General features: G+C 50.9%; 11 protein-coding genes, 1 tRNA gene and 1 pseudogene. 3 read left to right on the forward strand and 10 right to left on the reverse strand.

Annotated features, from left to right (window positions below; genetic code table 11):
* Positions 1 to 348, reverse strand: a pseudogene (locus B3F49_RS01835) (AI-2E family transporter); the annotation flags it as partial.
* A gap of 55 nt (positions 349 to 403) precedes the next feature.
* Between B3F49_RS01835 and B3F49_RS01840 the strand changes: the two are divergent.
* Both B3F49_RS01840 and B3F49_RS01845 read left to right on the forward strand, forming a co-directional pair.
* Positions 404 to 1,147, forward strand: a complete 744-nt coding sequence (locus B3F49_RS01840) for an RNA methyltransferase (protein ID WP_293908712.1) — start codon at positions 404 to 406, stop codon at positions 1,145 to 1,147.
* Positions 1,140 to 1,949: a glycerophosphodiester phosphodiesterase gene (locus B3F49_RS01845; protein ID WP_293908713.1), complete on the forward strand. Its 810-nt coding sequence runs from the start codon at positions 1,140 to 1,142 to the stop codon at positions 1,947 to 1,949. Before B3F49_RS01840 ends, B3F49_RS01845 begins: the two co-directional genes overlap by 8 nt.
* Here the strand turns inward: B3F49_RS01845 and B3F49_RS01850 are convergent.
* From B3F49_RS01850 to B3F49_RS01865, 5 genes are all read right to left on the reverse strand, one after another.
* The gene (locus B3F49_RS01850; protein ID WP_293908714.1) at positions 1,938 to 3,134 is read right to left on the reverse strand and encodes an ImmA/IrrE family metallo-endopeptidase; all 1,197 of its coding nucleotides are present in this window, start codon (positions 3,132 to 3,134) and stop codon (positions 1,938 to 1,940) included. The genes B3F49_RS01845 and B3F49_RS01850 overlap by 12 nt on opposite strands.
* Positions 3,134 to 3,514: a type II toxin-antitoxin system HigB family toxin gene (locus tag B3F49_RS12370; protein ID WP_414712485.1), complete on the reverse strand. Its 381-nt coding sequence runs from the start codon at positions 3,512 to 3,514 to the stop codon at positions 3,134 to 3,136. The genes B3F49_RS01850 and B3F49_RS12370 overlap by 1 nt, the downstream gene beginning before the upstream one ends.
* A 266-nt stretch (positions 3,515 to 3,780) precedes the next feature.
* Entirely contained in the window at positions 3,781 to 4,593 is an 813-nt protein-coding gene (gene nagB, locus B3F49_RS01855; RefSeq protein WP_293908715.1) for a glucosamine-6-phosphate deaminase, read from the reverse strand.
* Between the two features lie 52 nt (positions 4,594 to 4,645).
* Positions 4,646 to 5,716 (reverse strand): tRNA 2-thiouridine(34) synthase MnmA, encoded by a 1,071-nt coding sequence (gene mnmA / locus B3F49_RS01860; protein ID WP_293908716.1) that lies wholly within the window; start codon positions 5,714 to 5,716, stop codon positions 4,646 to 4,648.
* Positions 5,717 to 5,789: 73 nt separating this feature from the next.
* Positions 5,790 to 5,863, reverse strand: a tRNA-Asp gene (locus B3F49_RS01865).
* A gap of 112 nt (positions 5,864 to 5,975) precedes the next feature.
* Here B3F49_RS01865 and B3F49_RS01870 point away from each other — a divergent pair.
* The gene (locus B3F49_RS01870; protein ID WP_293908717.1) at positions 5,976 to 6,875 is read left to right on the forward strand and encodes a phosphatase PAP2 family protein; all 900 of its coding nucleotides are present in this window, start codon (positions 5,976 to 5,978) and stop codon (positions 6,873 to 6,875) included.
* On the opposite strand, the gene B3F49_RS01875 is transcribed toward B3F49_RS01870, so the two are convergent.
* The 4 genes from B3F49_RS01875 to B3F49_RS01890 all read right to left on the reverse strand — a co-directional run bounded on the left by B3F49_RS01875 (position 6,835) and on the right by B3F49_RS01890 (position 11,677).
* The gene (locus tag B3F49_RS01875; protein WP_293908719.1) at positions 6,835 to 7,428 is read right to left on the reverse strand and encodes an exonuclease domain-containing protein; all 594 of its coding nucleotides are present in this window, start codon (positions 7,426 to 7,428) and stop codon (positions 6,835 to 6,837) included. The two genes, B3F49_RS01870 and B3F49_RS01875, sit on opposite strands and share 41 nt — an antisense overlap.
* Positions 7,425 to 8,699 (reverse strand): serine dehydratase subunit alpha family protein, encoded by a 1,275-nt coding sequence (locus B3F49_RS01880; protein ID WP_293908720.1) that lies wholly within the window; start codon positions 8,697 to 8,699, stop codon positions 7,425 to 7,427. Before B3F49_RS01880 ends, B3F49_RS01875 begins: the two co-directional genes overlap by 4 nt.
* Before the next feature lie 56 nt (positions 8,700 to 8,755).
* Positions 8,756 to 9,967, reverse strand: a complete 1,212-nt coding sequence (gene manA, locus B3F49_RS01885; RefSeq protein ID WP_293908721.1) for a mannose-6-phosphate isomerase, class I — start codon at positions 9,965 to 9,967, stop codon at positions 8,756 to 8,758.
* A 90-nt stretch (positions 9,968 to 10,057) separates the two neighbouring features.
* Complete coding sequence (locus B3F49_RS01890; protein ID WP_293908723.1) at positions 10,058 to 11,677, reverse strand: Na+/H+ antiporter NhaC family protein; 1,620 nt, start codon at positions 11,675 to 11,677, stop codon at positions 10,058 to 10,060.
* Positions 11,678 to 11,770 lie beyond the last annotated feature (93 nt).

An 11,770-nucleotide genomic window follows, 5' to 3' on the forward strand; every position in this document is an offset into this window, starting at 1 on the left:
GAACTCTGAAACCCGGCTGGAGATGAGCCTGTCCAGCGAAACCACTTTCTCGGCGTAGAAGGGAATAAGGCGAACCAAGGTGTCCACGGTCATGATCACAAACCAGCCGGCCAACACAAAAATGAAGAGCAGGAGTACCATGACAAAGGTTATGGAAATAAACTTGGGGATATGCAATTTATCGAGGCGACGCAAAAGGGGGCTGAACAAAAGGAAGCAAAAGAAGGAGAGCACCAACGGGATGGCAACATCCTTGGAGAGTTTCAATGCTGCAAGAATTGCCAATACCGCAATTATCCCCAAAAAGATGTGTGAATATTTGTTGATGCCGGACGGAGTTTCTGTCATGGGACAACTATAGACTAGCTTGGAAAAACCTGCAATATCTGTTACTACTGGAATCATGGACCAACAAAGCAATCTAGGAAGGATTCAAATTGTGCTGGTGGACACTCAGGATGGAGCAAATATCGGCTCCACCTGTCGTGCAATGAAGACCATGGGAATAACCCGCCTCGTCCTTGTAGGGCAACGGGAGTACGACGAAAACCGGGTACGTACGCTGGCCCTCCACGCCAGTGATGTGTGGGACAACGCAAAGCGCTTCCCTACACTCAAACAGGCGCTTGCCGATAGTGTGCTCTCGGTCGCCGCAACCCGCAGACGGGGAAAGTTTCGCAAGGACTGTGCGCAGAGCCCCGCCCAATTGGCCGATACGGTGATGAAAACAGGCGAAGGCTTGGTTTCGATTGTCTTTGGCCGGGAGTCTGACGGCTTGACCGATGACGAGGTCGCCGAATGCTCGCTGGTGGTCACCATACCCACCAGCGACCAGTTCCCCTCTCTCAACCTCTCCCAAGCTGTTCAGATTATCACCTTCACACTCTTCGATACCATCAAGACGTATCCGGTGGAAGCAAATCCTGTGACCCAGTATCGGTGTGAAAAGGCAGCCCTCGCCTCCTGTGAAGCACTTGATGGTATAGGCTATTTCAAATTGGCCCAGGAAAAGCTATGGACTTTCAGGTTCTTGCGGGATGTATTCGTCCGTGCCGGTCTGACCGAGAGCGAAATCCAAAAAATGGAAAAGATTTTCGTGAAGATGTCCCGCATCAAGGCTTTCAAGGAGAGTGAAGACGATGTTTAAGTCTTTCTTCGATCCCATGCCCCGTGTGGTCGCCCACCGTGGCGACAGCGCCCACTTTCCCGAAAACACGCTGCCTGCCTTTGAGAGCGCCTGCAGGATGGGTGTCGATGTAATCGAGACCGATGTCCACTTGAGCAGGGACGGTCATCTGGTGATCTGGCACGATCCCACCCTCGAACGCAACACCAACGGCAGCGGCCGTGTGGAGGAGCATACGCTACAGGAGCTGAAGGCCCTCGATGCCGGCTACACCTTCACCTCCGATGGTGGAAAAACGTTTCCGTTCAGGGGCAAGGGCGTGCAGCTATGCACCCTCATGGAAGCTCTGAAAAGCTGCCCTGCCATGTGTTTCAACGTTGACTTGAAGAGCAAAGGGCCGGCAATCGTCGATGCCTTCATCCAGGTGATCAAGGATGAACATGCTACCCGGCGCGTGGTTGCCGCCTCGTTCCATCTCTCAAATCTCAAGCTCTTGAGGAAACGGGAGCCGAGAATCCAGACCAGCATCACCACAGCAGAAGTGCTACCCTTGCTTGCACTGCAAAAATTGCATCTCCTGCCCAAAAGGACGACGGCAAGGTCGAAGGTGATCTTCCAGGTACCGGTACGTCAATGGGGTATCGAAGTCATCACCAGGGACTTTGTTGAGGTGATGCACGCACGGGGTGCAATAATCCAGGTATGGACCATCAATGACGAAGCAGAGATGCATAGGCTGTACAACCTTGGAGTTGACTCCATTATGACCGACAAACCCCAGCTGGCAATCAAGGTTGCCAACGAGCTGGGATTACGTAAATAAGCATTTCAATTCTTTGGCCCCCAACATCTCAGAGAAAAGGCCATAGTTGCCGGTTTCATATCGTATGCGGCCGGCAAGTATCGCAGGAGAACGTTTGAGCTCTTTTGCCGTTGCCAATATTTTGGAGGGTGACCAAGCGGATGCATCACCCAATGCTTGAACATCCACCCGTGTCGCTGGGATTAAATGCTCCATGGCGAAATCATTTGCTTCTTGTTCCAGAAGGGATTCACACTCTTTAGGATTGGAAGAAGTATCATCAAAAAAGGCTCTATCATCTACTCCGCCATAGAGATGCTTTGCGACATGAGCCAACTCATGCAAGAGAGTAAACCAGAAGTTGTCTACTCGATCATGCCGCAAAGAAAGAACAACCAAGGGTTTTCCATCATGAGATGCAAAAGCTGCACCATCTACATAAGTTTTCGGGAGATGGGGTTCTACCACGAAACGTATTCCATACGTATAAAGATAGTCTTTCACCAAGAGCGGGCCTTTGGGATACATGCTGAATGAGAGCAATTCATTGAAGAAAGAGTCATCAAGAGCATCCAAAAAAAAGTCATCAACCTCATCAGCCCCGTACTTTTGCAATATATGGGCCTGCCAAGCCAGCAATACATCAAGATTTGGGTTTCCTTTCGATTGTTTGCAATACAGCGGCTGGGGAGTTTTCCCGCCAAACCGGCTGAACAAAGTGGACATGGCTTCTTCGAAGTATTCCTTGACCTGGGAAATGATTTGGTAGTCTGGGAAATATCCAAGCTTGAACATATCAGACACGGGAAAATCCTCATACGCGAACCGTCTTTGTGGAACCTGGTTTTGCTGTGTATCCTTAAGAAGGATTTCAGCGGGAATCTTCAGTTCTTCATGAACTTTTCTGATCATGGAGAGGCTGAGCGGCCGTTTCCTGTTCAAAATTTCTGATACCTTGCCCTGACTTCCAAGAATTGGGATGAGATCTTTTCTTGTGAGTCCTTTTTGATCCATCACAAACACTATCGCATCAATCGGGTCAGGGAGGTCAACGGGAAAGGTCTTCTCTTCATATAGCCAGACCAACGAAGTGTACAATTCAATCTCTTCATTGACGGCTGTCGATTCGGGTTCTTCCATCAGAGACTCTATATGCTTCAGCGCCATCTCATAATCTTGATCATTCTTTATCAGTTTTGGTTTCATTATATAGTCTCCGCATTTACATTACTGTACTCTGCATGCGTCCCGATGAATCTGATGAACATGGTTTGTGTAGAATATCTTACTTTCGCTATAATCCTGTAAGAATTGCCTTTGATGTTGAATACTACTCTATCCCCAGGAATAATGTCTGCTGAACCAAATACTTCTTTGATGGCGATGGGACTTGGATATTCTTTCTTTTCCATCATGTGAAACCATGTGGCCAGTTCTCTTTTGACATTTGGGTGACAAGATCCAAATTCAATCAAACACTTTCTTGATATCACATGCATACTGTATATCCCTTTCTGAAAATAATCAATATAAAGTTTCCCGTTTTGGGATATTTGGTTGTCGATTGTCTCCCACCTTCCAGTCATTCGTTGACAATTGTCCTCAGCAGTATCAAAAAGTTACCTATGTATGCATACACGACTGATCGCTTCTGGTTTGAGGTATCTGAAGACTTCTTCCACGCTGATTTCATAGAGAATGACAAAGCCTATGCACGCGTCCTTGATGTTTTAGAACACCATAAGAGTGGGCGGAGTAATCTGCAAGGAAGGTGTCTCATCCTTGCACTATTTTCGTTGGATAGAGGGAATTGGGAGAGAGTACTCCCAACCCCAAGAACCTGATTCCCTGTTTACTTGAGCATCGCTGCAACCGAGAGGTTCTCGCTCTCGATATCCTTGAAGTACTTGTAGGTGTCCACCTTCAGTTCACCGCAAGCCGCTTCATCGCACACGATGACAGCCTTGGGATGGAGTTGGAGGGCACTGCAGGTCCAGCTTTGGCTTACTCCCCCTTCAATGGTTGCCTGCAAGGCACGGGCCTTGTTGTGACCATTGACCAGGATGATGACTTCGCGGCTGTCGGTAACCGTCTTGACTCCGACGGTCAAGGCCTGGGAAGGGACCTTGTTCAGGTCGTGCCCAAAGAACCGGCTGTTCATAACCTTGGTGTCGTACGTCAAGCTCTTGATGCGGGTTCGGCTGGAAAGGCTGGAAAAGGGCTCATTGAAGGCAATGTGACCATCTGCGCCAATACCGCCAAGAAACAGCTCTATTCCCCCGAATGCGGCAATGGCCTCCTCATACAAACGGCACTCCTCCTGCAGGTCCTTGGCTGTTCCATCAAGGATGTGCACATTCTCAGCCTTGATGTCAATATGGTTGAAAAAGTTCTTCCACATGAATGTGTAGTAGCTCTGCTCGTGGTCGCGCTCAAGGCCGACATACTCATCCATGTTGAAGGTGACAACATTGGCAAAGGAGACATATCCTTCCCTATTGAGCCTGATCAACTCAGCATAGGTTCCCAGCGGAGACGATCCTGTGGGAAGTCCAAGTACAAACGGTCGATTTGCATTCGGTTCAAAGGCCCTGATTCTATTGGCAATATACCGTGCAGCCCAAAGGGACAGATTCTCATAATCGTTTTGGATGATGACTCGCATTGTTCTCTCCTTTTCACCTCATCATAAACTGAAACAAGAAGGTGGGCAACTCTCAGAAGGCTCGCTCGATGATGCCTCCACAGAGAATTGCAGGACCGTCATAGAGCACCAGCGACTGGCCGACTGTGGCAGCTTTGACTTCATCGCTGAAAATTGCCGTGATGGTCCCATCGGGATTCTGGCGGGCCTTGGCCTGGGTGGCATACCCTGTAGAGCGTATTTTTGCCTGAACCGGCACCTCGCCATCAAGCCCGCCGACTTTCGACCATACGACATCGCCGGCGATAACGGTGCTCTGCAGGGTTTCCTCTACAAATCCGACGACCACTTCGTTGGTATCGGCTCTCAGCTCCAGTACATAGAGAGGTCTCTCGGCGGCTATTCCCAAACCCTTGCGCTGGCCGATGGTATAGTGCCAGATGCCTTCATGCCGGCCGAGCACTTCCCCTCTCCTATTGACGATGTTTCCCTGACGGGCGGTGATATCCAGCAAGTCGGTGTAATCCCCATCGTAGAAGTCCTGGCTCTCCTCTTGGTACACCTTGTGAAATCCTTGTGCAACATCGATTTTCCGCACTTCCTCCTTGGTCATTCCACCGAGTGGGAAGAGGGTTCTTGCAAGCTGTTGTTGGTTGAGGCGATAGAGGAAGTAGGACTGGTCCTTCTTCAGGTCCACAGCTTTTGCGACTGCATAGCGGCCGTCCTGTTCAACTATTCTGGCGTAGTGGCCGGTTGCGAACCTATCGAAGACAAGACCGCTTTGGATGGCATACTCGACCATGGCTCCGAACTTGATCTTTGCATTGCACCAGACACAGGGATTGGGAGTCCTCCCGTCCATGTATTCAGCCTTGAAATTGGCCAGCACTATTTCCTCAAAGAGGTCGCTGAGTTCAAGCACCTGGTGCTCGATTCCGATTTTCTCGCATATTCTCTTGATGGCCCGAATGTCCTCGGTCTTATCCGGGGCGAAACAACTGGTGGAGTTCAAGGGACGAGTCAAATGAGAGCGTTTATTCCAAATGGTCATCGTAACGCCCATAACCTCGTGCCCTTGCTGCTTCAATAAGTAAGCTGCAACTGAAGAGTCAATCCCTCCGCTCATGCCTACCAGTATCTTCATCGTTCCTCCAAAGTCAGGATTTACCTGTAGATAACAACAAAACCGCCCTGGAATCCAAGGCGGTTTCTGAAAGCGAGAGTGACGGGACTCGAACCCGCGATCTACGGCGTGACAGGCCGTCGCGATAACCAGCTTCGCTACACCCTCAAAAAAGCACTCTTGGAACCTACACGAAACGCATGCTTTTGTCAACTGGATTGCCGATTACCCGATTGCCATACATATTCTCCTCCCGTATACTGCTTTCAAGGAGTCAATTATGCAAGAATCCATCATGCTGTTCTTTCTCAACATTGCAAACCCCACCCTTGATTTTCTGGCCAACATCGCCTCCGCTGTGGGCGAACAGACCTTCGTCATAGCAGTCATTCTCTACATCTTCTACAACTATGACAAGAAGAAAGGATTTGGACTTTTCACCTCAGTCCTGTTTGCCGTCCTCGGCATGGGAATCCTCAAAGCCATTGTCCGTGCTCCAAGGCCGTTTCAGGTACTCGAATCCATAGGCGGCAAGCGTCTGGAAACGGCTACCGGCTATTCATTTCCCAGCGGACATACCACCACCGGATCAGCTTTCTACACCGCTCTCGCCCTTACCTTCAAAAAGCGCTCGGTAAGCATTTTCTGTGCAGTCATGATGGTACTCGTAGGCTTGAGCCGCCTCTATCTGGGCGTACATTGGCCGATCGATGTCTTCGCAGGGCTTTTGCTGGGTGTGACCGTCAGCTTCGTGGTAAGCCGTTACCTGAATGCTCTGTACGATGACATGCAAAAGCGTATACGCCTGAGCATGTGGATCGGATCTCTTTCCCTCGTCGCAGGGGCTATAACAGCGATTCTCCTCAACCTGAGCCTGATTGATGAAGTTGCTTTCACAGATCTCATGAAAGTCTTCGCCCTTGGTGGCGGCGGCTACCTGGGTTTTGTTTTGGAGAGTAAAAAAGTAGGTTTCATTGTCGAGGAGAAGAGAAGTAAACAGATTCTCCGCTATCTACTCGGACTGATCGGAATCTTGGTGTTCATGGGAGCCAAAGCGGTGATCCCAGAGTCGCTGTACGCACTTGGAGCATTCCTTCGCTATACAATGGTGGGACTCTGGGCCACAGGACTCTATCCACTTATAGGAAAAAATCTCCGCCTTTTCGCTGGTTCTCGATAAACTTCGGCTCGATGCCCTTGGTGATCAAGAAGCGTCTGAGGTCGAGCATCTCGTTGAGGTGCCCGTAACAGAGCTTGTGCATCATTTTTCCGCACATGATCGCATCATCGAGGGCATAGTGTGCCTGGTACTCCATCCCAAAGTAGTCAACCAAATAGGCCAGCTTGTAGCTGAGCATTTTCGGCCAAACCTTCTTTGCAATGGTCAACGTACAGAGGTACGGCATCTGCCTTGCTTCCAGGTCGTAGACCTCGAAGCAGCCCTTCAGTACACTCATATCGAAAACGGCATTATGGGCAACCAAAAGATCTTTAGCGATGAAGTCGCGCATGGCCGGCCAAATCCCATCAAACTGGGGGGCGGCAAGGCACTCTTCATCCTTGAGCTGGTGCACCACTGTCATGCCCGGATCGAAATAGGGGTGCTTGGGATGGATGAGTGAATAATAGGTATCCAGCAACACCCCCTCTTCATCAAAGCGGGCCAAGGCGACTGAACAAGCTCCACCTGGATACCCGTTCGCCGTTTCAAAATCTATTGCAACATAGTTCATGCTTGTTTTCCCAACATGATGGAAAGAATCGTTTTATCCGTCTCCTCCATCCCTTCTCGACTGATCCTTGAGAGGAAATCCATGGTCTCTTTACTGCTTTTCCCTACTATACCGCTCTCATTTCCCGGTGAAATACCTCTGATAGCGAGTTTGCAAGCAAGGTTCGCAGCTTCCACGCAACTGTAAATCTTCAAGGCACAGGTCATCTTCGCCCCATCGCAGATGATGCCGGTCAGGTTGCCCACCATGGTGTTGAAAGCCCGGTCCATCTCTACAAGCGTGCCATCGAGCAGATAGACCAATCCGCACGCAGTACCGATGGCTGCCGTAAAAGCACCGCACAAGGCGCTGAGCCTGTTTTTTCTGGCAGTCAGGGCAAGACCGACCAATTGGCTGAGCAGCAGGGCCCTGGCCAGCTTCTCATCACTGCACTGTAGGTATGAACCCACAACAGCCAAGGGAACGGTCAGGGTGATGCCTTGGTTTCCGCTACCGCTGTTGATAATGACTGGAAGCGGGCACCCAGCCATTCGTGCATCGCTGGCCGCAGCCGCCATTGCGGAAGCAAGGCTGAAGGCTTCAGCGAGACTGGAAGGGTTTTTACCGATCGGCTCGGCGGCAATTCTGCCTACGGACAGTCCGTAGGGGTGATCCATTGCATGCCGGGCGATGGCCATGTTGGTCTCTTTGGCTTCAAGGACCAAATCCAAGGCCTCCTGGGGTGCCTCTTGGACCCATGCGAGTAATTCCGACAAGCAACTGCCGCCCATATACTGTTCATCCTCCTCTTCCAAGGAGGAACCACAGGCATCGACTGCCAAGCTGAGCAGAACCTGCCCATGCTGCTCAAGATAGCTGAACCGGTCGTGTTCACCGCTGATCACAGCCACAGAAGAGCCTGTCTCATTGTTAGCGATCACCTTGATATACAGAGAAGGGACTTCTGCATCTATGGAAAGCGAAACCGGCATGGAAATCGCCCGCTGAATTTGTTCTTCGGTCAGCTCACTGAGAATACTTAAGCCTTTCTCAACATCACCGCCTGCGGCACCAAGAGCCACTGCCGCCTGGATTCCTTTGAGAGAGCAATTCGGCAGACCCACTCCCATGGCGTTTTTCACCATATCCCTGCTCGTTACCACGTGCAAGGTAGTGGGATATCCGTCCAACAACTGAGCGGCCTTCGCACCTGCAAGGGCTGAGGCTGCAGGTTCCGTGCACCCCATTGCAGGGCGCATCTCCTTATTCAATACATTCAGGTAATCATCCATATGAGGACTATAGCATCAGGCCAACCGGCTTTCCAACCCCAAAGAGAGAAAAATGATCAGCGGGGTACGTCGGCGATAAAGAGCATCCCCTCCACCTCCAAGGTATAGGAGGAGAGAGAGGCCGCAACCACATGACAGCTTCCCTTTTGCAGCGTACGGGTCTCAGTGGATGATTGGAATACCGCCTGCCCTTCCGTTACGAACAACAGCTCGATGCTCCTTCGTTCATTGATGTGGTAGGTCCCGCTCTTGAGCACCATCAGGTGAAACTCCTCGGTGGGAGTGAGTACGTGAAGCCGTCCCGAACGGCCAATGAGCATCGGAGCTTTCTCTACTTCCTTGCCCTTGATCTCCAAGATTTTCATCAGTTCCTTCACATCCACTTTCTTGTTGGTAAGGCCGCCGCGCAGAACATTGTCCGAGGCGCTCATCAGCTCAATGCCGTTGCCCAGTACATATGCATGGAGCGTCCTTGGCTCCAGATAGAGGGCTTCACCCGGATGCAGGTGCTTGACATGCAAAAGAAAGGGGCAGAACAATCCGGGGTCCTTGGGATAGGCGCCATAGCAGGAGAGTACGATGCCCTTGCTCTCCAAAAAGGCGCCGTCACCGGTTGCGAAGGGAAGCTCCTCGTGCTGTTTCAAGGAAGCGATATACTCACTGATGAGCGTTTCAAGCTCCTCGGGCGGCATGGTGTAGATGTCTTCAAATAATTTTGCAAGAAGTGTGTCTGGATCTTCAACTTCCTTATCCAAATACAAGAAATGTTTCTCATACCCATTGGGAATGAGAAGTTTCAAGGTAGGGATGATCTGCTTGAGCGGCCTGAAACCACACATTGCCGTAATAGGAGTAAGAGCATAGATTACTTCGGCCTTACGATTCGGATCCTTGTAGTTCCAAAGTTCCTTGCTGTGATGGGCACGGAACAGTTCTTCCTTGGCCCACCCCTCTTCAGCTTGTGCCTTGGTAGGATGTACCTGGATGGAGAGGGGCCTGTCGATGGCCAGAACCTTCAACAAGAGGGGAAGCTGTTCACCAAAGCAGTCCACATGTTCCTGCCCGAACCAATGAAGACTGTCCTTTGCAAGAAACGCAGAAAGCGGTTCATCACTTTCAACGACTTTGGCATCGCCGCTTGGATGTGTACCAAACCAGAGCTCTGCTTTGCTCTTTCCATCTTCTGCTTGGGAGAGAAGAGCGGGAATGAATGAGTTGTTGCCCCACTCATACTCCTTGATGTGTCCCTGAATTTGAACTATGTCCATACCGTCCTCCTTATACAAGTATAGGAGGCTTACGACCCTAGGGCAAGACAAAGCCCGCCGGACGGCGGGCCAAGCAGAAGAAACGACTTCTTATTTCTTGTAGTAACGGGGCAGGAACACCATCGCTGCGGCAAAGCAAATGAGTGTTGCCAACCATGCTACAAAGACGTTGAGGGTGATGCCGCCGAAAATGAATCCTACCAACGTACAGATTGCTGCAGTAACGGCATACGGCATCTGGGTTGCTACGTGCTCAAGGTGGGGACATCCTGCACCAGTGGAAGAGAGAATGGTGGTGTCGGAAATCGGGGAGGCGTGGTCACCGAAGACCGAGCCGCCGAGGACGGCACTTACGCTGATCATCGCTGCGTTGAGCAGAGCGGAATCAGCGAGACCCTTTGCCTGGGCAAGGCCGACAGCGATGGGCATTACAATCGGGATCATGATGGCGAATGTGCCCCATGAAGTTCCGGTTGAGAAGGAGATCAGGGCAGAAAGCGCAAAGGCAATGACGGGGACCAGAGCAATCGGGAATCCTCCACCGACCACCACATCACTGAGGAAGGCGGCAAGGCCGAGACCTCCGTCTTCCGGGCTGCTCTTGATGACTGTCCCGATGGTCCAAGCCATAGTCAGGATGATCAATGCGGGCACCATCGACTTGATACCATCACCGATGGCTTCGCTTGCCGATTTAATCGTGAAGAGCTTGCGGGCGGTGTAGTAGATGTAGGAGATCACCAAGGTGAAAATGACTGCATAGAAGAGGGCCATGGATGCGTCGGTGTTGTTGAAGGCATCACCGAGGGACATGGAGGCTGCTGCCGCACCCAAGCTGGTGATGCTCTCCCCATCGATGGCACCAAGGTATGTGGTGATCGGGAAGAGAAGCACTGCAGAGACAATGAGCACAAGAATGGGGAAAAGCATGTCCAAGGGCTTTGCTTTTGCTGCATTCTCATTGCCGCCGATGTCCACTTCACCAGGGGCGGGACCATAGGTCTCGTTGTAGAGCTTGCCGGTTTCCTTGGCGTACGCGATGCTGCGGGCCATCGGTCCGAAATTTCGTCCGGTCAAAATTATTACCAGTACCATGAATACTGTAAGCAGGGCATACAGATTGTAAGGTACGGAGCGCATGAAGAAGGAGAATTCGCTTACACCGAGAGCTTCAAATCCTTCAGAACCCTTGACGATCGACATCACCGTGATGACCCAGCTGGAGATGGGTACGAGAATACACACAGGAGCGGCCGTTGAGTCGAGGATGTAGGCAAGCTGGGCACGACTTACTTTGTTCTTATCGGTGATCGGGCGCATGACCGTTCCCACAGCAAGGCTGTTGAAGTAATCGTCGATGAAGATCAAGAGTCCGCAGAACCAGGTCATCAAAAGGCTGGTCTTCTCGGTATGCAGTTTGTCAGCTGCCCACCGGCCGAAGGCATGGGCGGAACCTGTCTTGCTGAGCATACCGACCAAGCCGCCGAGCAATGCACAGAAGAGGAAGATGCGGATGTTCCATCCATCATTGAGTGAACCTGCAATCATGTCGGTAAGATTGATGATTGCCATCAAGGGATTACCACCGGCTACAATGATTGCACCAGAGAAAATACCCAGAAACAGGGATACCATTACGTCCTTGGTGATAAAGGCAAGGGTAATGGTGAGAACGGGAGGAATAAGTCCCCAAATTCCAAAACTTGTCATATTGACCTCTCAATTAGGGTGAAAGCCCCTCTCTGTGTGATATAGCGTGACTATAACACGGCTTTCGTTACAAAGTATAGGTCGATACATGCA

The sequence above is a fragment of the Sphaerochaeta sp. UBA5836 genome, assembly GCF_002432845.1.
GTDB lineage: Bacteria > Spirochaetota > Spirochaetia > Sphaerochaetales > Sphaerochaetaceae > Sphaerochaeta.

Coding starts and splice junctions, on each gene's coding strand:
- B3F49_RS01840 (WP_293908712.1), top strand. CDS start 404: ATGGACCAACAAAGCAATCTAGGAAGGATTCAAATTGTGCTGGTGGAC.
- B3F49_RS01845 (WP_293908713.1), top strand. CDS start 1,140: ATGTTTAAGTCTTTCTTCGATCCCATGCCCCGTGTGGTCGCCCACCGT.
- B3F49_RS01850 (WP_293908714.1), bottom strand. CDS start 3,134: ATGAAACCAAAACTGATAAAGAATGATCAAGATTATGAGATGGCGCTG.
- B3F49_RS12370 (WP_414712485.1), bottom strand. CDS start 3,514: ATGACTGGAAGGTGGGAGACAATCGACAACCAAATATCCCAAAACGGG.
- nagB (WP_293908715.1), bottom strand. CDS start 4,593: ATGCGAGTCATCATCCAAAACGATTATGAGAATCTGTCCCTTTGGGCT.
- mnmA (WP_293908716.1), bottom strand. CDS start 5,716: ATGAAGATACTGGTAGGCATGAGCGGAGGGATTGACTCTTCAGTTGCA.
- B3F49_RS01870 (WP_293908717.1), top strand. CDS start 5,976: ATGCAAGAATCCATCATGCTGTTCTTTCTCAACATTGCAAACCCCACC.
- B3F49_RS01875 (WP_293908719.1), bottom strand. CDS start 7,428: ATGAACTATGTTGCAATAGATTTTGAAACGGCGAACGGGTATCCAGGT.
- B3F49_RS01880 (WP_293908720.1), bottom strand. CDS start 8,699: ATGGATGATTACCTGAATGTATTGAATAAGGAGATGCGCCCTGCAATG.
- manA (WP_293908721.1), bottom strand. CDS start 9,967: ATGGACATAGTTCAAATTCAGGGACACATCAAGGAGTATGAGTGGGGC.
- B3F49_RS01890 (WP_293908723.1), bottom strand. CDS start 11,677: ATGACAAGTTTTGGAATTTGGGGACTTATTCCTCCCGTTCTCACCATT.